The organism is Microbacterium shimangi (genome assembly GCF_043556445.1).
Classification (GTDB): Bacteria; Actinomycetota; Actinomycetes; order Actinomycetales; family Microbacteriaceae; genus Microbacterium.
Genome location: NZ_JBIGII010000007.1, coordinates 45394 through 66321, shown reverse-complemented (window position 1 = coordinate 66321; position 20928 = coordinate 45394). Strand labels below are relative to the sequence as shown.

The window sequence follows — 20928 nt, the reverse complement described above, 5'->3', positions numbered from 1 at the left end:
GGTTTCAGGCCCCCTTCACTGCGTTGCGGACGTAGACGATGCGGCCGCGCGCGCCGGGGACGGCGCCCTTGACGAGCAGCAGACCCTTCTCGGCGTCGATGGCGTGCACCGTGAGGTTCATGACGGTCACGCGCTCGCCACCCATACGGCCGGCCATGCGCATGCCCTTGAAAACGCGGCTCGGAGTCGACGATGCGCCGATGGAACCGGGCTTGCGGTGGTTGCGGTGCGAACCGTGCGATGCCGAGACGCCCTTGAAGTTGTGACGCTTCATGACACCGGCGGTTCCCTTGCCCTTGCTGGTGCCGACGACGTCGACCAGCTGGCCAGCCTCGAACACACCGTCTGCGGTGAGCTCCTGGCCGAGGGTGTAGTCGGCCGCGTCAGCGGTGCGCACCTCGGTCAGGTGACGGCGGGGGGTGACGCCCGCAGCCTCGAAGTGAGCCGTGAGGGGCTTGTTCACCTTGCGAGGGTCGATCTGCCCGTAGGCGATCTGAACGGCGTTGTAGCCGTCTTTCTCGGGGGTGCGAACCTGGGTGACCACGTTCGGCGCCACCTCGATGACGGTGACGGGCACGAGCTTGCCGGCGGCGTCCCATACCTGGGTCATACCCAGCTTGGTGCCCAGCAGGCCCTTGGAAATCTTGGAGTTGATGTCAACCATGCCGAGCCTCAGAGCTTGATCTCGATGTTGACATCGGCCGGGAGGTCGAGACGCATCAGCGAGTCGACGGCCTTGGGCGTCGGGTCGATGATGTCGATCAGACGCTTGTGGGTGCGCATCTCGAAGTGCTCGCGGCTGTCTTTGTACTTGTGGGGCGACCGGATAACCGCGATGACGTTCTTCTCGGTCGGAAGCGGCACGGGGCCGACGACGGTTGCGCCCGCACGGGTCACGGTGTCGACGATCTTGCGAGCGGACGAATCCAGCCCTGCGTGATCGTATGACTTCAGGCGAATGCGGATTTTCTGTCCCGCCATTGTCTGCTCACTCTCTATAACGCGTCTTACCCCGGTGTCATTCGGACACCGTGGCATTGGACGCACGGCTGCGCTTACGCGCTCTGGCACTTCTGCTCACTCTCGCGAGTGATGCTGCACCGCTGTTCTGCTGTCAAACCGGCTGCCGAAGCATCCGGCCCGCCCCTCCTCGCGCACAAGGACGCACTCCCGAAAGAGTGGAGGGTTTCGGTGGATGTTCTCCTGCCCGCGGCCTAGCTCACTTTCGTGTCGCTATGCACTGCCCTGGCAGTGACCGGCGGCACCAAGGCCTCCGGAGTGTGGAACTGGATTAGTCTACGTGTCGCCCGGGCGTGTCGCAAACCCGGGCGTGTCGCGCGCGGCGAGAATACCTCTTCGTGCCGAGCGGACACCGAAATCGGTGCTCGTCGAGCAAAGTGGTGCACTCTGACAGCTCAACCTCGAATCAGCCTGTGCGAGCGAAGAAACGTCGCGAACACGGAGAGGGAGCGGAGATGTTCCGTGCCCCATCGCAGCGGTGTCCACCCCGTAGCGGCGACGAGCTGGGACTCACGATCGCGCTGGTCGCGAAGGATGCTGCTCACGCTCTCACCGGGTAGCTGCGCCCGACCGTCGGCGAACCCACGACGAACCGTGCCTGACGCACCCCAGCCCGGCCGGGGAGGAGCCGACGCAGGCGCGAGAGTGCACCATGCCGCCGAGTCGGCACCTGATCCGGTGCGGTTTCGACGCGATGGTGCACTCTCGCGGCGAGGGCTATTGGTTGCCGATGTTCTTGTCGACGTTGTCGCGGATCTCGTCGATCTTGGCGTGCTGGCCCTCGGGGGCGACCTTCTTGACCGCGTCGGCCGCGCCCTGGAGGAACTTGTCGCTCACGTCTTCGGCCTTCTCGCTCTTGAGGGCCTCCTCGATCTTGTCGCGGTTCTGCTCGAACATCTGCTTGCCCTTGTTGATGATGTCGTCGACGCCCATGGTGTCCTCCTGTTGTCGGGTCGATAGGTGACCCCGATTCTCTCGAAGCTTCACCGGGAGATGCGGGGCTTGACGCGGGAACGAGGAAACCCCCCGAGCCCGTGGGCCCGAGGGGTTTCGCCGTGCAGAAAGTGTTACTTCAGGATCTTCGTGACCGTGCCGGCGCCGACGGTGCGGCCACCCTCACGGATCGCGTAGCCGAGGCCCTCTTCCATGGCGATGGGCTGGATCAGCTCAACAGACATGTCGGTGGTGTCGCCGGGCATGACCATCTCGGTGCCCTCGGGCAGCGTGATGACGCCGGTGACGTCGGTGGTGCGGAAGTAGAACTGCGGGCGGTAGTTCGTGAAGAACGGGTTGTGACGACCGCCCTCTTCCTTCGAGAGGATGTAGGCGGTGCCCTCGAAGCCGGTGTGCGGCGTAACCGAACCCGGCTTGACGACGACCTGGCCACGCTCGACGTCGTCACGCTTGGTACCGCGGAGGAGCAGACCACAGTTCTCGCCGGCCCAGGCCTCGTCGAGCTGCTTGTGGAACATCTCGATACCGGTGACGATCGTCTTCTGCGTCGGGCGGATGCCGACGATCTCGACCTCGGAGTTGATCGCCAGCGTGCCACGCTCGGCGCGGCCGGTGACGACGGTTCCACGACCGGTGATCGTGAAGACGTCCTCGACGGGCATGAGGAACGGCTTGTCCTTGTCACGCACCGGGTCGGGCACCGACGCGTCGACGGCGTCCATGAGCTCGACGATCTTCTCGACCCACTCGGGGTCGCCCTCGAGAGCCTTCAGACCGGAAACGCGTACGACGGGAGCGTTGTCGCCGTCGAAGTCCTGGCTGGAGAGGAGCTCGCGAACCTCGAGCTCGACGAGCTCGAGGATCTCTTCGTCATCGACCATGTCGGACTTGTTCAGCGCGACGAGCAGGTACGGCACACCGACCTGCTTGGCGAGCAGCACGTGCTCACGCGTCTGAGCCATCGGGCCGTCAGTGGCCGCGACCACGAGGATCGCGCCGTCCATCTGCGCAGCACCGGTGATCATGTTCTTGATGTAGTCAGCGTGGCCCGGTGCGTCGACGTGGGCGTAGTGACGCTTGGGGGTCTCGTACTCGACGTGCGAGATGTTGATCGTGATACCACGCTGGCGCTCTTCCGGCGCCGAGTCGATCGACGCGAAGTCACGCTGAACGTTGGTGGCCGACGGGTACTTGTCGGCGAGCACCTTCGAGATGGCAGCGGTGAGCGTGGTCTTGCCGTGGTCGACGTGACCGATCGTTCCGATGTTCACGTGCGGCTTGGTCCGCTCGAACTTGGCCTTAGCCACTGGGTCCTCCTCAGGACGGTGATGTGTAGAGGGTCCGGGCACTGGTTTGCGACCGGTTCTCCACGGGGATGAATTCAGCTTAGTAGAGGTGTGATGTGAAGTTGTGGGGTGGATGCCGGCGCCCGGCCCTCGACGGGCTCAGGCCGGGAGCCGACATCTGCAAGACGAGTGTTACTCGCCCTTGTTCTTCTGGACGATCTCGTCGGCGACGGCGCGAGGAACCTCGGCGTAGCTGTCGAAGGTCATCGAGTAGACGGCGCGACCGGAGGTCTTGGAGCGAAGATCGCCGATGTAGCCGAACATCTCCGAGAGGGGGACGTTGGCCTTGACAACCTTGACGCCGGCGGCGTCTTCCATCGACTGGATCTGTCCGCGACGCGAGTTCAGGTCACCGATGACGTCGCCCATGTACTCCTCGGGAGTACGCACCTCGACGGCCATGACCGGCTCGAGGAGGACGGGGTTCGCCTTGCGGATCGCCTCTTTGAAGCCCATGGAGCCGGCGATCTTGAACGCCATCTCCGAGGAGTCGACGTCGTGCGCGGCACCGTCGGTGAGGATCGCCTTGACGCCGACCATCGGGTAGCCCGCGAGCACGCCGACGTTCAGGGCATCCTGGAAACCGGCATCGATGGAGGGGATGTACTCGCGCGGGATGCGGCCACCGCTCACCTTGTTCACGAACTCGTACGTCTTGTCTGCCGTGACCTCGAGCGGCTCGATGCCGAACTGGATCTTGGCGAACTGACCCGAACCACCGGTCTGCTTCTTGTGCGTGTAGTCGTGACGCTCGACGGCCTTCTTGATCGTCTCGCGGTAGGCCACCTGGGGCTTGCCGACGTTCGCCTCGACGCGGAATTCGCGCTTCATGCGGTCGACCAGGATGTCGAGGTGCAGCTCACCCATGCCCTTGATGACGGTCTGACCGGTGTCGGAGTTCTGCTCGACGCGGAACGTCGGGTCTTCTTCCGCGAGCTTCTGGATCGCGAGACCCAGCTTCTCCTGGTCGGCCTTCGTCTTGGGCTCGATGGCGACCTCGATGACGGGCTCGGGGAACGTCATCGACTCGAGCACGACCTGGTGCTGCGAGTCCGACAGCGTGTCGCCGGTCGTGGTGTCCTTGAGGCCGATGACGGCGTAGATGTGACCCGCGGTGACGGAGTCGACGGGGTTCTCCTTGTTGGCGTACATCTGGAAGATCTTCCCGATGCGCTCCTTCTTCGACTTGGTCGAGTTGACGACCTGCCCGCCGGAATCCAGGTGACCGGAGTACACGCGGATGTAGGTGAGACGACCGAAGAAGGGGTGCGTGACGATCTTGAACGCGAGAGCCGTGAAGGGCTCGTCGCGGTCGGCGTGACGCTCGATGACGATCTCTTCGTTCTTCGGGTCGTGGGCCTCGATGGCCGGCACGTCGAGGGGCGAAGGGAGGTAGTCGACGACCGCGTCGAGCATGGGCTGCACGCCGCGGTTCTTGAACGCCGATCCGCAGAGCACGGGGTAGATCTCGGAGTTGATCGTCAGCTTGCGGATCGCAGCCTTGACCTCGGCCACGGTCAGCTCTTCGCCGCCGAAGTGCTTCTCGAGCAGCGCCTCGTCGGTCTCGGCGACCGTCTCGAGGAGCATCTCGCGGTACTCGGCGGCCTTGTCGGCGAGGTCGGCCGGGATCTCCTGGATCTCGTACTTCGCTCCCATGGTGACGTCACCCTTGGAGTCACCGGGCCAGACGAGCGCGCGCATCTCGACGAGGTCGATGACGCCGACGAAGTCGTTCTCGGCTCCGATGGGCAGCTGGATGACGAGGGGCTTCGCCTTCAGCTTGTTGACGATCGTGTCGACCGTGAAGTAGAAGTCGGCGCCCAGCTTGTCCATCTTGTTGACGAAGCAGATGCGGGGGACGTCGTACTTGTCGGCCTGGCGCCACACGGTCTCGGACTGGGGCTCGACGCCCTCTTTGCCGTCGAAGACGGCGACGGCACCGTCGAGGACGCGGAGCGAGCGCTCCACCTCGACCGTGAAGTCCACGTGACCGGGGGTGTCGATGATGTTGATCTGGTTCTTGTCCCAGAAACAGGTGACGGCAGCCGAGGTGATCGTGATGCCGCGCTCCTGCTCCTGCTCCATCCAGTCGGTGGTCGAGGCGCCATCGTGCGTCTCACCGATCTTGTGGTTGGTGCCCGTGTAGAACAGGATGCGCTCGGTCGTCGTCGTCTTGCCGGCATCGATGTGCGCCATGATGCCGATGTTGCGGACCTTGGTGAGGTCGGTGAGCACGTCTTGTGCCACGGGATATTCCTAACTTGTGGAGTGGTTGTCGGGCAGGCTTCGGACCCATCGACAGGCTCAGGGACCCGGCGCCTGCCCGACAGAACTTCTAGTTACCAGCGGTAGTGCGCGAAGGCGCGGTTCGACTCGGCCATCTTGTGGGTGTCTTCACGGCGCTTGACCGCGGCACCCAGGCCGTTCGAGGCGTCGAGGATCTCGTTCTGGAGACGCTCGATCATGGTCTTCTCGCGACGAGCCTTCGCGTAGCTCACGAGCCAGCGAAGAGCGAGGGTGTTGGCGCGGTGCGGCTTGACTTCGATCGGCACCTGGTAGGTGGAGCCACCGACGCGGCGGCTCTTGACCTCGAGGGTGGGGCGCACGTTGTCGAGCGCCTTCTTCAGGGTGGCGACGGCGTCTTGGCTGTTCTTCGCTTCTACGCCGCGCAGAGCGGTGTAGACGATCGATTCTGCGATCGACTTCTTGCCGTCGACAAGAATCTTGTTGACCAGCTGGCTGACGATCGGAGCACCGTATACGGGGTCGTTGACGACCGGGCGCTTGGTGACGGGACCTTTACGAGGCATCTGACTCAGCCCTTCTTCGCACCGTAGCGGCTACGAGCCTGCTTACGGTTCTTGACGGCCTGGGTGTCGAGTGCACCGCGGACGATCTTGTAACGGACACCGGGGAGGTCTTTCACACGACCGCCGCGGACGAGCACGAGGGAGTGCTCCTGAAGGTTGTGGCCCTCACCGGGGATGTACGCCGTGACCTCGGCGCCGTTACGGAGCTTGACACGGGCGACCTTGCGCATGGCCGAGTTCGGCTTCTTGGGCGTGGTCGTGTAGACGCGCGTGCAGACGCCCGCCTGCTGGGGGTTCGACTTCAGGGCGGGAGCCTTGGTCTTGGTGACCTTCGGCGAGCGACCCTTGCGAACCAACTGCTGAATAGTTGGCACGTTCTCTCCTTGCTTGTGCTGCACGGTGACAGCGGGTGTGTCTCCCCCGCAGCATCCGATCTTTCAATTCATGACACCGCGGGCTCACATGTACCCACCGGGGCGCCAGAATGATCGGACGCTTCGTGTGGTGGATATGCCGTGGGGGTGACCTGTTCGCAGGTCGTTCCCTGAGATGGTGCGATCAATTGCTCCCGCGACACGCCCGGAGGCACAACGCAGGGCGCGCGTGAGCGCACACCCTCTCGATGATACTCCCCCCGGAGCGATGCGGGCAAACGGCGACGGATGCCGCAGTCGCCGGGCTCAACCGGGGAGAACGACGAGCCACACGATCGCCACTGCCGCGGCGACGACGAGGACCGCGCTCACGGCGACGCCCACCGCGAACCGACGTCGTCGGCGACGGCCTCCCCGGGCCGACACGGCCTCGGACACGACCGGTTCTTGCGGAGCCTGCGGGCGAGGGACGGCGCGCACGACGACGTCTGGTTCGATCGCACGGGGGCGGAAAATCTCACGACCGCCGGGGGTCAGCACGCGGGCGTCACGTCCCGCGCCCGCGGTCTCGATCGGCGCGGGGCGCTTCACCGAACCCCGGGTGCGGATCACGGCCGGTTCCGGCGCGACGACCGGTGTCGCACGAGAGGTGCGACGGGTGAGCGCCGTTTCGTCCGTCGGCGCGTCCGCGCGCAGGCGCGACGCGAGCGCCGTCTCGTCCGTCAGCGCGTCGGCGCGCGGGCGCGAGGCCAGCGCGGTCGCGTCGTCGGGAGCTTCTCCCCCGTGGCGAGGCGACAGGAGGGTGGCGTCATCGATGACGGCGGGGCCGCCGGATGATGCCGGCGGGGTCGGTGAGGCTCGCAGGCGGCCGGCCCAGATGGTGACGTCGTCGTCGTCGGAGACGTCGCCGCTCATGCGTCGCTCCGCTTGAGCCGCACCTCCGCGTCGCCGAGGAAGAACCGCTCGCCGGCCTCGAGCTCCTGGCCCGGCTGCGCCTCGACCTCGGTGCCCATGAGCGTGGCGAACAGCACCCCGTTCGTCGACCCGAGATCGGTGACGAACCAGGTGTCGCCCCGCAGTTCGAGTCGCGCGTGGGTCTTCGACACGGTGCGGGTCTCGTCGGAGATCGCGATCAGCTGCGCACCGGGGCGCGACGGGTCGGGCGCCGGGCGCCGCCCCAGGATGACGACCTCGGACGAGATGTCGACCGGCGCTCCTCCGGGCGGGATGAGCGACCAGGGCACCCGACGACGGCGCGCGACGATCGTCTGGTCCATCGCGTCGATGTCGTCTTCTTCGTCGGCCAGGTCGCTCTGCGCGTAGAGCGCCGAGACCGACGAGCGCGCAGACCTCGGTGCACCCGCGTCAGGGGCGCCGACGACGGCCGAGATCGCCTCGCTCAGCTCGGGGAACTGGTCGTCGCCCGCCGGCGGCGCGGGCGTACGGAGGGGCGCGGGTGCCCATGGCTCGGGGGCATGGGGTGCGGCGGGGGGCGGTGGTACATCCGCGACCGGCGCGGGGACGACCGGCTCGGGCGCAGCTCGGGGCGTGACGACGGGCACCGACTCGATCGGCGCGGCCGGCGGGGCACTGCGGCGCGGTGCGTCGACGTCGGCATCGACCCCTGCACCGGGCGACGGCGGCGGCGGCAGGAAGGTGCTGCTCGGAAGCGTCGGCGGAGCCACGCGGTCTTCGGGATCGACGGCGCTGTCGTCGATCTCGGGATCGAACTGAGCGTCGACACCACCGCGGGAGGCGCTGTCGGGGCGCGGCGCGAGGAAAGAGACCGGGGGCGGCGGAAGCGGCGGGGCCGCGGGCGGCACCACGACCGGCGAGGGAGCGGCCGGTGACGCGACCGGGGTCGGCGGGGCGACCGGCTCGGCGGAGGCGGGCGGCGGCGCCCAGAATCCCGTCGACGCAGAGGCGGAGGGCACCGTCGGCGGAACCGGCGGCACGGTGGGTGCTGTCGTTGACGGCGCGGGCCACGAGGCGGCCTCGTCGAGGCCGGGGTTGTGTCCGGATCGGTGGGGGCCACCAGCATCCGTCGCCCCCGAGGTGTACCCGCCACGGCGCGGAGCCGTCTCTGCGCCGATCCACCGCGAAGATCCGAAGCCGAGGATGCTCGCCCAGATCAGGGGGAACAGGGCGGCGACGACGGTCATGCCGGTGCCGTGCCCGAACGCACGGTTGATGCGGTAGTACGACATGACGAGGACGACCAGCAGAGCGATCGCGCCCAGGACCGGCACGAACGAGATGAACACCAACCACGGCGAGAACCCGCCGAGGCGGAGCAGCACGGCGGTGTTGAGGAGGGGCACCCAACCCTGCCACCCGTCTTCGCCGGCCTTTCGGAACACGGCGGCGAGCGAGAGGGACGCCCAGAGGTAGATCAGGACGATCAGGACGAAGCTGACCAGTCCGGCGACGAGGCCGATGGAATCGTTCATGACGTGGTGCGCCTGCCACCGGCTGGCCGACGCATCCCCCTCTCCCCGGTTCGCGGTGAGCGCGGCCGCGACGGGCGCGGGGCGATCAGCCGGACGAATGACCTCAACGATACGGCCGCGGCGATGCGGCGCCAGAAACCACGCTCACGCACCAGGCGTTTGCGCTCCGCGTCGACGATGCGCCAGAACTCGGCGGCATCGTCGGGCGACGTGTCCTCGCGCGCGAAGACCGCGCGGTCGGCGGTCTCCGCCAACTGCCCGCCCGACGGTGTTCCGTACGCGGCCGCGAGTTCGCTGCGGGTGAGAACGCGCGGCGCTGAGAGACCCGCGTCGACTCCCGCGTCGACGTACTCCTCCCAACCGCCCGCGATCCGCTCCACCGGGTCTTCGACGGTTCGTCGGCCGCGGCGACGCGAGGCCTTCGCGGCGATGACCGCGAGGAAGGGGCCCAGCACGACGGCGAGAACGAGGAGCACGATGCCGACCACGCGGAGGGTGGCCCACAACCAGGCCAGGTCGATCGCGGCCGCGTCGTCGTCATCGTCATCGCGGGCCGAGTCCTCTTGCACGGGCTCGGGCGGCACGACCTCTTCGACGCTGTCCGGTCGCACCTCGGTGACGTTCTCGGGATCGCGCTGCTCGGTGACGTCGAGACTCGGCGATTGCGCCCATTGCGGCGTCGCGTCGACCGGCACCCAGAGCCCGTCTTCGCCGCGCACCTCGGCCCACGCGGCGAGGTCTTGCGCGCGGCAGACGCCTGCGTCGCAGGCGCTGAGACCGGGGTCGGCCGTGGTGAGGCGTGCGCCGACGACGACGCGCGAAGCCAAGCCGAGCTCGCGGGCGACGAGGGCGACGGCGACGGAGAACTGCTCGTCGTCGCCGACGGCAGCGACGAAGTTGCCGGATGCTTGGGCCCGCGGGTCGCCCTCGCGCTCGAGCAGACGCGAGAACAGCGTGTCGATGCGCGCGAGGGAATGGCCGGAGGCACTGGGCTGGAACGTGTAATCGGGAAGCGACGCCATCCAGACCGGCGTCGTCTCACCCGCGTCGAGCGCGTGGCTGAGATAGCCGCGCTCCCGGAGCAGCCGCACCAGGCCCTCCAAAGCGACGCCGTCCGAGCCCGTGGCGTGCTCCTCGACCCAGGTTGCCAGCGAGTCGGGGGCCTCGACCCCCGCGAGGTCCGCTCCGCCGGGTGCTGCCGCGGAGGGCGTGATCGCGGCCAGGTCGGCCACAGCGGGCTCGACACCCTCGATGCGGTAGCGGTCGCCTGCCGCGAGGCCTCCCCCGGCGGTCTGCACACCGGCCGACGCCTCGACGCTGTAGTAGAAGCTGTCGGCCAGCGCTGCTGCGCGCTCTCCCTCGAACGCGGCACCGGCCAGGCGGCCCGCGGTCGGCATCCAGATCCCCCCGAGGTCACCGACCTCGATCTCGGCGTCGATGGCGACGCCCTCCCCCGCTTCCAGGGTCGACGGAACGCGCACGAACCGACCGTCGCCGCCACCGGGGCGGAAGATCTCGCCGTCGTACGTGTCGAGGGTGGCGAGTCTCACGCGCGCCGGGAGAGCCTCGCCGGTCACCGTGAACAGCACGTCGTCGGCGCGATCGTCGGTGAACAGCATCCGGTAATCCGACAGGGGGCTGACCGCCGCCGCGATGTCGGGCTCCGGGCCCGCGGCCGAACGCAAGACCTGCCGGTCGGCACCCCGGGCGGCCCACGGGACGACGGCGACGGCGACGACGAGCGCGACGGCGACCATGCCCGCGCCGAGCGCCACGCGCCGGCGGTCGGCGCGGGAAGGACGCCGCGACATGCGCACCCCGCTCGCCGAGGTGGCTCGGTGCAGCGCCGCGACGCGCTCGTCGCGCGCACGCCACGCGAGCCAGAGGAGGGCGGCCCCGAGCGCGCTCACCCCCACGATCGTCTCGAGGGGGGCGTGGAGGGAGAACGGGCCGAGCGACACCGGGGCACTCACGGCCGTGCGTCCGAAGAAGAGACCGAACGAGACCATGCCGAGGCCGACGACGACCGCCCCGTGAGCCCACCGGTCTTCCCGCCACGCGAGCAGGAGGCAGACGGTGGTTCCCACGAGGAAGACCACGAACGCGGGGATCAGCAGGTTGCGGTAGGCACCGACCGGGAGGTCGACGGTGAGCAGATCTTTCCACCCGACGACGACGCCGCCGAAGGCCTCCCCCAGCCCGCGGAGGATCTCGACGGGGCCGCCCAGGCGTGTCGGAACCGCCACGGGCACGGCGAGAAGGGTGAAGACCCCCGCCACGAGCGCGGCGACAACCCACCCGCCCCACCGCCGCAGAAGCGCAAGAGCCGCGATGCCGGCTCCGGCGACCGTCGCAACGCCCACGGTGAGGAGGTAGGCCGGCGACGAATAGATCGGCCACGCCGCGAGGGCGGCGACGATCACGGTCACCGCGACGTAGACCGCGCCCGCGACGATGCGGGGACGCTTCATGACCCGGCTCCGCGGACGAGGAGGCCCGACAGGTCGTCGAGCGTGCCGATCGTCAGTACCGACAACCCCGACAGCACCCGCATGCGGGGGTGCGCGCTCTCATCGCAGACCACGGCTACGAGAGCGGTGTCGGCCGGAAAAGCCAGGGCCGCCTGCCGCAGACGCTGGAGGGGCACCGTCGATCCGACGACGACGAACGCGATGGAGAGACGCTCGTTCGCCTCGGCGGCCAGGCGGCACACCTCGTCGACGGGCATGGTGTTCTCGATGCGCTCGATGCCGCTGAAGCCGTCGAGCATCGCCCGAGGGGTGACCGTCGCGATGTGCTGGATCGCCCGCAGGCGCCCGCGCACGACACGAGGAATCTCCGACCCCGACACGATGTCGAGATCACGCGCATCGCGTACGGCGCGAAGACCGAGTGAGGCTGCCGCGCTCACCGCGAGCTCGAATTCGTCGGCGTCGGCGAATTCGGGTTCGGCGACGCCCAGGATCACCGCCATGCGCGAGCGCCGCGACTCCTCGAACTGGCGCACCATGAGCCGCCCGGTCTTGGCCGTCGACTTCCAGTGGATCTGTCGCTGCGAGTCGCCGGGGGCGTACTCGCGGATCGCGTGGAACGACATGTCGGAGTCGACCAGGCGGCGGGTCGGGTTTCCTTCGAGGTCGCGGATGAGACCGGCACTGGTGGAGGGCAGACCCGTGGTCCGCGGGTGCACGAAGAGGTCGTGCACATCGTCGAACGCGTGCTCGCGGCGCAGCAGCCCCACGGGGTCGCTGCGAACGGTGGTGACGGGCCCCACGCGGACGACCCCGCGCGGGAGTGCGGGGATCTCGAGCGGTTGGGCGACGGTGTGGCCGGGGCGGAGCAACGGAACCCCGAACTCGACGAGCCCCTTTCCGACGGGGATGTCGAGGCGACCCGGCAGAGCGAGCCGCCGGCCGTCGTTGCGCACGACGATCTCGCCCGTCACGCCGTGGCCGGCCACGATCCGCTCGTGGGTCAGGGTGAGGTCGACCTCGTACGCGCGGGCGCCGAAGAGGAAGGGGACGCTCATCACGATCAGGAGCAGCGACACCGCGCCCGCGACCATCCACTCCACCCATCCGAACGCGAATCCGATGAGCAACCCCGCGGTCGCCGCCAGCACAACGAGGGCGCCGGCGGGCCGCACCGTGCGCCCGGACCACCGCGCGGCCGCGACCGCGGCATCGCGCGTGGCCCGGAGCGCGACCGTCGTGCGCACCGCCGCACGCACGATCGTGCGCTCGCGTCGCCGCGAGGTGGTGGAGGTGATCGACGACCGCGATGACGTGGTCGTCGAGGTTGCGGCCGAGGTGCGAGTGAGGCGGGAGTCGCTGAGGCTCATACGGACTCGCGCTGGGTGGGCGGCGGCACGTCGAGAAGCACCTGACCGACGACCGCCTCTTGCGTCACGCCGTCGAACTCGGCCTCGGGGTGCAGGATCAGGCGGTGCGAGAGCACGGGCACCGTGAGCGCCTTCACGTCGTCGGGGGTGACGTAGGTGCGTCCCTGCGAGGCGGCACGCGCGCGCGAGGCCCGCGTGAGAGCGAGGGCACCGCGGATGCTGACGCCCAGGCGCACTTCGTCGGCCGAGCGGGTCGCGTCGACGAGGCGCGCGATGTAGTCCAGGACGAGGGCGTCGACGTAGGTCTCCGCCGCGAGGTCGGCCATGCCGGCGAGCGCCTGGGGCGTGATGATCGGCGAAAGGTCTTCGGTGGCGGTCGCGCCACCGCCGAGGATCCGCACGGTCGCCGCGTGGTCGGGGTACCCGAGCGAGGTGCGCATCATGAAGCGGTCGAGCTGCGCCTCGGGGAGGCGGTAGGTGCCGGCCTGCTCGACGGGGTTCTGCGTCGCGAGGACGAGGAAGGGGTCGCCGACCGGGCGGGTGACGCCGTCGATCGTGACGCGCTTCTCTTCCATGACCTCGAGCAGGGCCGATTGGGTCTTGGGGCTCGCGCGGTTGATCTCGTCGGCCAGGACGATGTTGGCGAAGACCGGGCCGGAGTGGAACTCGAAGACGCCGGTCTTCTGGTCGTAGACCGTGATGCCCGTGATGTCGCCGGGGAGGAGGTCGGGGGTGAACTGGATGCGGGTGTTCGTGCCCTGCACCGACTGCGCGACCGCGCGCGCGAGCGACGTCTTGCCGGTACCCGGAACGTCTTCGAGCAGCACATGCCCGTCGCTGAGCATGGCGGTCAGCACGAGGTCGACGACCCGGCGCTTTCCGAGCACCGCGCGCTCGACGTTGTCGGCGATCTGCGCGAAGGTGTCGGCGAACCAGGTCGCCTGCTCCTGGGTGATCGTCATCGGTGCGCTCCTGGGGGTCTGGGTGGAAAGAGAAAAGTCAGGGGTTCGGCGGCGTGTCGTCCTCGGGCGGCTCGACGGCCTTCGGGGTGCATTTCCCCGACGCGACGCCCGCGGCGTCTTGGAGGTTCCACTGCCCCACCGAAGCGGTGACCGGAATGCCCCGAACGGATGCCGCGGCGTCGGGCACCGTGCCGGGCGTCGTCGTGATCAGGAGCCGATCCTGCGAGTCGTAGTAGACGATCCGCAACGAATCGGTCTGAGCGGTCACGCTGCCGCCGCCGCGGGAGATGCTGCCGGTCACCTTCAGGCTTTCGCCACCGATGCACGACGACACCCGCCACTCGGCCGACACCTGGTACGGCGCGCTTCCCTCGCGGGCGGTGACCGGTGCGGACGGCGACGGCGCCCACCCGTCGCGGACGTACTGGACGGTGATCCCCGGATCTTGATCGAAGACGGTGGTAGAGCCGTTCCACCTGCTGAACTGGGCGCGGTAGTTGCGCGGGATGCTGTCGCGCGACTGGGGGTCAGAGGTGATGCGCCATGCGGCTCGGTTGTCGTCGACCGTCGGTGTGCGGTCGACCTCGAACGTCCAGCCGGTCGGCGTCTTGGTCGATTCGACCCGGATGCGATTGCCCGACACCTCGGTGGTGCCGAAGCTGCGGCCGCCGGACGTCGACTCGACGCACACGGTGAACGAGTACTCGTCACCCTCGTCGAGACCGGTGAATGTTCGACTCTGGCCGTCGTCGGTGGGCCGACAGCGATCGCCGGCCCGCACGATGCCGTACAGAAGCTTCGAGCCGACGCCGTTGGCCTGAGCACTCGCGGTCGCCACAACGGTCGCCTCGCCATTGCCATCGGCCTTCGCGACGAGGTTCAGCGAGACACCCGTCGGCGCACCGATGCCGTTGGCCTGAACGGTCTTGGACTGCCCCGACGGCTGCCCGCCGAGGCCCGGCGGCAGTTCGAAGCGCGAGAAGGGCGTCACCGTGACGGTGGTGGAGCTGTTCGATCCCACGCGAAACGAGGGCACCTCGACAGCATCCTGGTTCAGACTGATCCTCACTTCGCGGGTCTCGCCCGAGGGGCTGACGATCACCAGCCGACCGGTTTCGGCCGCGTCGATCCCCGAGATCGAGAGCGTCGCCAGGTTGCCCTCCGAGCCGTTCGGTTGGGGCGCCGACCTCACGTCGCGCGGGGCAGCGGGGGTGTCGTAGGCCCATGCCGTGGTGCGGACGCTCACTCGCGACTCACCGGTGGCGTTCACGGCCCACGCCTCGTAGACGCGTTGCTCGCCGTTCGGGGCGGCGATGGTCGGACAGGCGCCGTCGACCGTGCACCGGGCGACTTCCTGACCCGCGTACCGCACGACGAAACCGGTCAGTGCGGGGTAGGCCAGACGGGATTCGCCGGCGTCGACTCGGAGGCTGACCGTCCCATCACCGTACGCCGTCTGACGGAGGCTGCCGGGGCCCTTCGGGAATCCCTGCAGGTCGAGGAGCAGGCGGCCGTCCCGGGGCCCGGCGGTCGCGCGCCCCTGCGCATCGCGCACCGTGAAAGAGGCACTGCAGGTGGCACCGGGAGCATCGCCCGTCCACGAGGCGATCACCGCATTCGCCGACGCCACACGGAAGCTGACGCCGACGCACGCACCGGTGGGGCGAACATCGACGACCTCGAGCGGCGTGCGCGGCAGCGGGTTCACCTCGCCCGAGGTACCCACCACCGGCACGGTGCACGACGAACCTGCCGCCTGTGAGCACTGCTGCGAGGTCGAACCGCCCTGCGGGAGGGTCGACGGAGCCGCGCCCACCCGGAGGATGAGACGGGCGGGTGCGACCGCGGTGTGGCTGGTGACCCCGATCAGGGCCGCGTTCTCACTCCCCGGCACGGCGCGGTCGGTACCGGTCACGGTCACGACCGATCCGGCGAGCGTGACGTCGAAGGCCCCGCCGGAGTAGTCGACCGAGTACTGGATCGAGTCCCAGTCGTCGCGGAGCTGCCACGTCGTCATCGTGCGCAGATCGAACGTGGCCGTCTCGCCGGGCCCGACGGTGAGCGAGGCCGCACGGAGCTCCGGCTGCGGGTCGAGGGCGTTCACGAGGAGGGGGACCGACAGGTACGTCCAGTCCTCGGTGCCCGCGATGCGCACCGGCACCTGGCAGGCGTCCGTCCACGGCGCCCCTTCGCCGGAGTCGTACCGCACCGACGTGCCGCCCTCGGAGGTGCACGCCGCGGCCGCGCGCGACCCCGAAGCGCGGAGATCGTCGCCCACCTCGAGCGTCGTGCCGCGGGGCAGAGCGACCAGCTGGTTCATGTCGAAGGTCACGGACTCGAGTTCGTTCACCTGCTGCGCGGGGGTGCCCGCGCGCAGAGACAGGGCGAGATCGTCGTCGCCCGGCACCCGCAGGAACGCGTAGGTCTGCACCTCGGCGCCCGCGACCTCGCCGGTGACGGCGAACGGGATGACCCGCGTCGTCGACGGCAGATCGCCCCGAAGACTCCGACCGTCGACCGCGACGTCGCCGGGTTCGCCCCAGAGGCCCACCGTCAGATCGCCGACGTCACCGCCGGACCACGCCGCTTTCGCCGTCAGTACGTCGACACCGCTGAGGAACTCCTCGCGGTTCTCAGTGGTGAGAACGGTGTCGGTGACGACGGGGAAGTCGGGGACGCTTTCGCGGACGACCTTGACGACGATGAGGCCGCGTCCGGTGTTGCCCGAATCGGACTCGACGTCGTACAGGAAAGACATCGTGCCGGGGTTCTCACCCGCGGCGAGCAAGACGTCGGTGTCGGTGACATCGGCCACCTGCCCGGCGAGGCGGGTGTATTCCGCGTTGTCGGTCCCGTCGCCGAGCTGCTCGGGAAGGTCGGGGCGAACGCCGGTGATCTTCAGCGAGCCCTGCGTCGGGTCGATGTCGTTCGCGAGCGCGCTGACCCGGATGGTGTTCTCGGGGCCGGCCTGCACCTGCACGTAGTCGGTGAAGGTGACCGGGCTGGGATTCGAATCGGCGTCGAGCACACCCACCCGCACGGTGCCGTCCCCGCCCTCGCCCGCAGCATCCACAGCCCGATAGCGGAATTCGACCTGCCCCCGGTAGCCCGGGACGCTGGTGTAGACCATCGATTCGCCGTCGGCCGAGATCGTGGCCGAACCGCTCTCGGGCTGGGTGACGATGCGTTCGAGCGTGACGACGTCTCCGTCTGGGTCCATCCCGAAGCCGTCGAAGTCGATGGCGGTGGCCTGACCGCTCAGCACCCGCCCCTCGACGGTGTCGGGGAGGGGGGCACGGTTGACGTCGCCGGGGAGCACACGCACGCGAACGGTCGCGGTGTCGGAGAGCGAGGGCAACCCGGTCGTATAGACCGAGTAGTCGATGCCGTACTCGCCGGGCTCGGTGGGCGCGAGGTAGCGCAGCACACCGCCCGAGGCGAAGGCGAGCGCGTCGGGGGTGCTCGAGACCACCGACGCCGGGTTCAGGGTCGGGCGCCCGCCGGCGGGTGAGATGTCGTTGTCGAGCACGGGGATGTCGATCTGCGAGCCCGCGCGGACCACGATGCTGTCGTCCACGGCGATCGGGGCGATCTCGGGCGCCGGCGGCAGGAGGTACACCGTCGCCTCACCGCTGACCCGCGCACCCTCGTCTTCGGTGCCGTCGCTCACGGTGTAGGCCACGGTGCCGAGCCGCCCGGGTTCACCGCCGGCCGTCGTCCCCGACACGCGGAGGTTGTTCTGGCCGACGGCGTCGACCGAGAGGGTCGCCCCCTCGTCGGCGCTCGCGACGACGTCGCTGAGCAGCAGCACCCGCCGGGTCGGGTTCGACACGGCGGCGAACACATCGAGGGTGGCGTCTTCTTGCGGGTGGACGAACGCCACGACCGGCGAGGTCGCCAACTGGGCGGGGGCATCGGCGGGCAGCAGCGTCACACGCGCCGTGCCGGTAGCCTCGGTGGCGCCGTCGGTCACGGTGAAACCGACGCGGAACGTGCCGGGGTCGCGGGCCGAGAAGTCGAAGGTCGTGGTGCCGCCCACGACGGTCGCCGACGCCGCTGCGTCATCGAGGACGCGCACCGACGACACCGACAGCGCACCGGAGGTACCGGTCACGTGCGGGGCCACATCGACGGTGACGCCCGAACCGATCGAATCGACGACCGCGAACGACTGCACCGCGAGCGCGGGAGTCGGCGAGACCCGCACGAGAAGTGAGCGCTGCGACGACTGGCCCGTCGTGTCGGCCACCGTCACGGGCAGCTCGATGAGCTGTTCGCCCCCCGACCCGTCGTCGCTGTGCTGGTAGACCACCTCGCCCGCGGGGGTCGCGGCGACCGTTCCGACACCCGAGGGGTTGGTCACCGACAGCAGCAGCAACGGGTCTCCGTCGGGGTCGACCCAGCCGGGAAGCACCGGCACGGTCACCGTGCCGCCGCGAGCGACCTCGGGCTCGGGCCACGGCAGCAGACAGCGTTCGACGCCGCACCACTCGGGCGCAGCATCGGTCGTCGACACCGTGAGCGTCACCGTCGTCGCCGCCGACGACAGTCCGTCTTGCGCCGTGCCGTCGGTCACGCCGTACGAGAAGGCGGCCGAACCCGTTGCCCCCGGCTCGACGCGCACGGCGAGCCGCTGGCCGTCGTCGGTGATCGAGACGCTGCCGAAGCCGGGGTCGAGCCCGGTGACCGACGCCGGATCGATGCTGAGGACGTCTTCGTTCGGATCGTGGTCGTTCATCAGCACCGGCAGCGTCACGAGGCTCCCCCCGCGGACCCCGAACGCATCGGGTTCGGCGATGGGCGGCTTCGGATCGATGACGACGCTGAGCTGCTCCTCGCTCGGCACGGCGTCGGGATCGGTGCGGTCGTCGAGCGACCAGTCCTGGCTCGACGGCACCAGCGAGCCGTCGGGCACCGTCCACACCCATCCGGTGCGGGTCTCGTTCAGGATCACGGCTTCGTCGGTCGCGACGAAGACGGGTCGGCGCTGGTCGGGCACGCTCTCGCCGCCGTAGTCGAGCGCACGCTCACCGCCGCCAGCGCTCCACAGCAGCCCGCCGCCGTCGCTCGGTCCGAGCCAGGCGGCGTAGACCTCACCGTCGTGCACGATGGGCGGCGCGGGAGTGCCGATGACCGACGCGCCCCGGTCGACCTCCGTGACGGGGGCCGACCCGTCGGCGGGAACCCGAACGAGGCTCGACTCGTCGGCGAGGTACACCGACGAACCAGCCGGGTCGGGCTCGCCGACGACGATGGTGCCCGTGAGATCGACCGAGATCGCGGCTTCGGCGTCGCGGACGCGCACCTCGCCCGACTCTCCGTCGACGAGCACCCAGGTGTCGCCCGCGGCCGTGAGCGCGGGAGCGGCGAGGTCGGCATCGAGAGGGTCGCGCCCGCGCACCTCGGCGGTCGGGATGTCGTAACGGACGACGGATGCGTCGGCCGACGAATACGCGAAGAGCTGCCCTCGCCGGTCGACCGCGATGGCGTCAGCCGCGTATTGCGGGGCGTCGGCGTCATCCGACTCCGAGGGGTCGACCTGCGCGGGGTCACCCGCCGACAGGCTGCCAGCGAACACGGCCCCGGTGTCGGTGAGGTAGGCCGCGAAGTCTCCCGAGGTGACCACCTGGGTCGTCCCCGCGGGGGTCGACGGCGACGTGCGGAGGGCCTCCTCGTCGAGGTCGACCGGCAGGGACTCGTCGATGCGGGTCAGTTTGCTGTAGCTGTCGGAGAAGAGGTAGGCGCCATCGCCACCCTGCACTACGTGACTGGGGTTGCTGACGCTGCGAACGGTGTCGAGCTCGCCGATCGTCGTGTTGACCCGGGCGTAGCGACGGTTCTCACCCGTCTGCAACGCCCAGACCGACGTGTCGACCTCTGGCGTCTCTTGCGCGTCGAGGCCCGGCCAGACGACGCTGACCCCGACCACCAGAGCGACGGCGACACCCGCGGCAGCGATGCCCGCGGCGACCCGGCGGCGCACCTACCGCACCCCCGTGACCAGGAGGGTCACGACGACAGCGATGCCCGCCGCGACGGCACCGCCGCCGACGACGAGCCATGGCATCATCGAACGACCGCGGCGGCTCTGGCTCGAGATATCGGTGTCTTCATCACGGGCGAGGCCCGCCATCCCCGACCCCGTGCGCAGCTTTCGCCCGCTGGTGTGCTCGACCCGCGAGCGCACCGGACCGCGGAGCGCCCCGTCGGAGAAGTCGACCGATCGCGAACTCGGCGCCCACTCGTCCGCGGCTACCTCCAGCGGTGTGGCGGGCAGCCCCAGTTCGTTCTGCACCTCGCGAAGAGCGTCGCCGATCGCCCGCGCCCCCGCGAAGCGCCGCTGGGGGTCACGGTCCATCGCCCGGGCGAGCACGCCCTGCAACGACGCGGGCACATCGGCCCGCGGAATCTCGGTGTACGACGCTCGGGCGATGCGTCGCCGCAACTGTTCGCGGCTGTTCTGCCCGCGCTCGCGCCGTTCGAAGGGGCTCTGTCCGGCGAGAAGCGAATAGATCGTCGCCCCGAGGCTCCATACCTCGCTCGATATCGATCCCGCCGTCTGCTCGGCGACGACCTCCGGGGCGCTCCACGGGATCGACATCGCGAGCATTTCGTCGGCGGTGTCGCGGGCGAGCGACGACGAGATGCCGAAATCGGCGAGCACCGGGGTGCCGAACGTCGTGATGAGGATGTTGCTGGGTTTCACATCGCGGTGCACGAGGCCCGCGCGATGCGCGGATTCGAGGGCACTGGCCATCTTGACGCCGATCGTGAGCACCTCGGGCACAGGCATCCGCTCCACCCGGTACCGCTGCGAGAGCGAGCCGGGGCAGAACTCCATGACGATGTACGGGCGACCGTCGGCCGAGACGCCGGCCTGGTACACGGTGACGATCGAGGGGTGGGCCGACAGATGCGCGAGCACGTCGGCTTCGGCGTTGAACATGCGCAGCAGATCGGGGTCGCGCACATCGCTCGGGAGCACCTTCACCGCGACGTTCCGGCGAGGCATGTCTTGCTCGTAGAGGAAGACATCGGCGAAACCGCCCGAGCCGAGCGGACGGATGTAGGCGAACCCGGGGAGGATCGGGGGCGCGGCGGGCAGGCGTGTCGGCACCTGGCCTCCCCCGGTCGAAGTTCCCCAGCGCACCGGCAGCGGCGCGCAGCTCCT

The 20928-nt window shown here is 69.2% G+C and carries 14 protein-coding genes; all 14 read right to left on the bottom strand.

What is annotated here, in order from left to right; all coding sequences use genetic code 11:
- Window positions 1–4: 4 nt before the first annotated feature.
- The 14 genes from rplC to ACFXQA_RS13700 all read right to left on the bottom strand — a co-directional run bounded on the left by rplC (window position 5) and on the right by ACFXQA_RS13700 (window position 20874).
- A complete protein-coding gene (gene rplC, locus ACFXQA_RS13765; RefSeq protein ID WP_394520448.1) occupies window positions 5–664 on the bottom strand; it encodes a 50S ribosomal protein L3 in 660 nt (219 codons plus the stop codon).
- An 8-nt stretch (window positions 665–672) separates the two neighbouring features.
- Complete coding sequence (rpsJ, locus tag ACFXQA_RS13760) at window positions 673–981, bottom strand: 30S ribosomal protein S10 (RefSeq protein WP_116648288.1); 309 nt, start codon at window positions 979–981, stop codon at window positions 673–675.
- 756 nt (window positions 982–1737) lie between these two features.
- On the bottom strand, window positions 1738–1953 hold the full coding sequence (locus ACFXQA_RS13755; RefSeq protein WP_394520447.1) for a hypothetical protein: 216 nt from the start codon (window positions 1951–1953) through the stop codon (window positions 1738–1740).
- A 134-nt stretch (window positions 1954–2087) separates the two neighbouring features.
- Window positions 2088–3281: an elongation factor Tu gene (tuf, locus tag ACFXQA_RS13750; protein ID WP_394520446.1), complete on the bottom strand. Its 1194-nt coding sequence runs from the start codon at window positions 3279–3281 to the stop codon at window positions 2088–2090.
- A 171-nt stretch (window positions 3282–3452) separates the two neighbouring features.
- Window positions 3453–5567: an elongation factor G gene (gene fusA, locus ACFXQA_RS13745; RefSeq protein ID WP_394520445.1), complete on the bottom strand. Its 2115-nt coding sequence runs from the start codon at window positions 5565–5567 to the stop codon at window positions 3453–3455.
- 92 nt (window positions 5568–5659) lie between these two features.
- Window positions 5660–6130 carry a 30S ribosomal protein S7 gene (gene rpsG, locus ACFXQA_RS13740; protein ID WP_127094609.1) on the bottom strand — a complete coding sequence of 157 codons (471 nt, stop codon included), beginning with the start codon at window positions 6128–6130 and terminating at the stop codon, window positions 5660–5662.
- Window positions 6131–6135: 5 nt separating this feature from the next.
- Complete coding sequence (rpsL, locus tag ACFXQA_RS13735) at window positions 6136–6504, bottom strand: 30S ribosomal protein S12 (protein ID WP_033106047.1); 369 nt, start codon at window positions 6502–6504, stop codon at window positions 6136–6138.
- Window positions 6505–6810: 306 nt separating this feature from the next.
- Complete coding sequence (locus ACFXQA_RS13730; RefSeq protein WP_394520444.1) at window positions 6811–7419, bottom strand: hypothetical protein; 609 nt, start codon at window positions 7417–7419, stop codon at window positions 6811–6813.
- Entirely contained in the window at window positions 7416–8954 is a 1539-nt protein-coding gene (locus ACFXQA_RS13725; RefSeq protein WP_394520443.1) for a DUF5684 domain-containing protein, read from the bottom strand. Before ACFXQA_RS13725 ends, ACFXQA_RS13730 begins: the two co-directional genes overlap by 4 nt.
- Window positions 8951–11425 (bottom strand): transglutaminase domain-containing protein, encoded by a 2475-nt coding sequence (locus ACFXQA_RS13720; RefSeq protein ID WP_394520442.1) that lies wholly within the window; start codon window positions 11423–11425, stop codon window positions 8951–8953. The genes ACFXQA_RS13725 and ACFXQA_RS13720 overlap by 4 nt, the downstream gene beginning before the upstream one ends.
- Entirely contained in the window at window positions 11422–12795 is a 1374-nt protein-coding gene (locus ACFXQA_RS13715; RefSeq protein ID WP_394520441.1) for a DUF58 domain-containing protein, read from the bottom strand. Before ACFXQA_RS13715 ends, ACFXQA_RS13720 begins: the two co-directional genes overlap by 4 nt.
- Window positions 12792–13757, bottom strand: a complete 966-nt coding sequence (locus ACFXQA_RS13710; protein ID WP_394520440.1) for an AAA family ATPase — start codon at window positions 13755–13757, stop codon at window positions 12792–12794. The genes ACFXQA_RS13715 and ACFXQA_RS13710 overlap by 4 nt, the downstream gene beginning before the upstream one ends.
- Before the next feature lie 37 nt (window positions 13758–13794).
- Window positions 13795–19740 carry an Ig-like domain-containing protein gene (locus ACFXQA_RS13705; protein ID WP_394520439.1) on the bottom strand — a complete coding sequence of 1982 codons (5946 nt, stop codon included), beginning with the start codon at window positions 19738–19740 and terminating at the stop codon, window positions 13795–13797.
- Window positions 19741–20874 carry a serine/threonine-protein kinase gene (locus ACFXQA_RS13700; RefSeq protein WP_394520438.1) on the bottom strand — a complete coding sequence of 378 codons (1134 nt, stop codon included), beginning with the start codon at window positions 20872–20874 and terminating at the stop codon, window positions 19741–19743. It abuts the gene before it with no gap.
- Window positions 20875–20928: the final 54 nt, after the last annotated feature.